This is a genomic window from Halorhodospira neutriphila, from assembly GCF_016584055.1.
Lineage (GTDB): Bacteria > Pseudomonadota > Gammaproteobacteria > Nitrococcales > Halorhodospiraceae > Halorhodospira > Halorhodospira neutriphila.
Map to the genome: position 1 here is coordinate 1 of NZ_NRSH01000246.1, position 1,282 is coordinate 1,282.

The following is a 1,282-nucleotide window of genomic DNA, read 5'->3' on the forward strand; positions in this document are numbered from 1 at the left end:
GGTAGACCGGCTGCGGCGCGGGCGCCGCCGGCTGCGGCGAGTCGCGCGTGATGCGCACCGACTCCTCGCCCTCCGAGATCTCGATCTCGTGGATCCCGGACTCGTCGAGCAGCTCGATAAGGCGTTTGATCTTGCGAATATCCATCGTCGACGGAATCCTGTTGGTCAGGCCTGTCCACCCATGCGCCGTATGGCCGCACGGACCGCGAATTCGTAGCCGTCGGCGCCGAGGCCGGTGATCACCCCCGCCGCCGCGTCGGCGAGGTAGGAGCGCTGCCGGAACCCCTCGCGGGCGTGGACGTTGGAGAGGTGGACCTCGATGAACGGGAGCTCTGCAGCGAGCAGCGCATCGCGCAGGGCGATGCTGGTGTGGGTCAGCGCCGCCGGGTTGATGACGATGAAGCCGACGCCGGTGTCGGCGGCCTCATGGATCCAATCGACCAGCTGCCCCTCGTGGTTGGACTGCCCCGTCGCCAGCTCGACGCCGGCCGCCTCGCAGACGGCGTGCAGGCGCTGCTCGATATCCGCCAGGGACGTGCGGCCGTACTGCTGCGGCTCGCGGGTCCCCAAGCGGTTGAGATTCGGCCCGTGGAGGACGAGCAGTCTCGGCATTGCGCGCCAGCCATCCCGACGTACGTAATGCGGGATTTTGACCGAAGCGCCCGGCCTTGTCCAGTTCAGCGGCGATACCTGCTAAATCCCTACTCATTCACGCGGGATCCGCGACAGACACCCGCCGCCTCGGGCCCCCCCGTCGGGCCCGAGGCGGCGGGCGGGGCGCCGGGCGCTACGGCTCGAGCGCCCGGCGCGCCCGCTGCGCGAAGGCCTCCGGCCCCTTGAAGCCGACCACCCGCTGCTCGGCGCGCTCCTCGCCGGCGGCGCTGAAGAAGAGGATCGCCGGGGGCAGGTAGACGTCGTGGGCCTGCATGAGCCGGCGGTCGGCGTCGGTCATCGCGGTGACGTCGACGCGCAGCTTGGCCGCCCCGTCGAGGGCCCGGCGCACGCGCGGATCCGGCAGCGTCCGCGCCTCGAGCTTCTGGCAGTAGGCGCACCACTCGGCGGTGATCTCTACCACCGCCGGCCGCTGCGCCTGGCGCGCCCGCTCGAGGGCCCGCTCCAGGGCCTCCGGGCCGCCGTCGACGGCGCGCCAGTCGGTGAGCGCCGCGTGCTGCGGGCTGCCCGTGAGCGCGGCCCACGGGCGGAGCGGATCCGTGGCCCCCGTGGCGGCGCCGAGCCACTGCGCGCCCCCCGCCGCGGTGAGCACGGCCACCAGGGAGAGGCC

2 protein-coding genes and 1 pseudogene are annotated in these 1,282 nt (G+C 72.9%); all 3 read right to left on the reverse strand.

What is annotated here, in order from left to right:
- Window positions 1-145: pseudogene (locus tag CKO13_RS12215) on the reverse strand (acetyl-CoA carboxylase biotin carboxyl carrier protein); the annotation flags it as partial.
- Between the two features lie 20 nt (window positions 146-165).
- The gene (aroQ, locus tag CKO13_RS12220; RefSeq protein ID WP_200261409.1) at window positions 166-612 is read right to left on the reverse strand and encodes a type II 3-dehydroquinate dehydratase; all 447 of its coding nucleotides are present in this window, start codon (window positions 610-612) and stop codon (window positions 166-168) included.
- A gap of 175 nt (window positions 613-787) precedes the next feature.
- On the reverse strand, window positions 788-1,282 hold a 495-nt coding region (locus tag CKO13_RS12225; RefSeq protein WP_200261411.1), incomplete at its 5' end, for a thioredoxin family protein.

Bases quoted from the DNA above. Each gene is read 5' to 3' on its own strand.
- aroQ (WP_200261409.1), bottom strand. From the start codon at position 612: ATGCCGAGACTGCTCGTCCTCCACGGGCCGAATCTCAACCGCTTGGGG.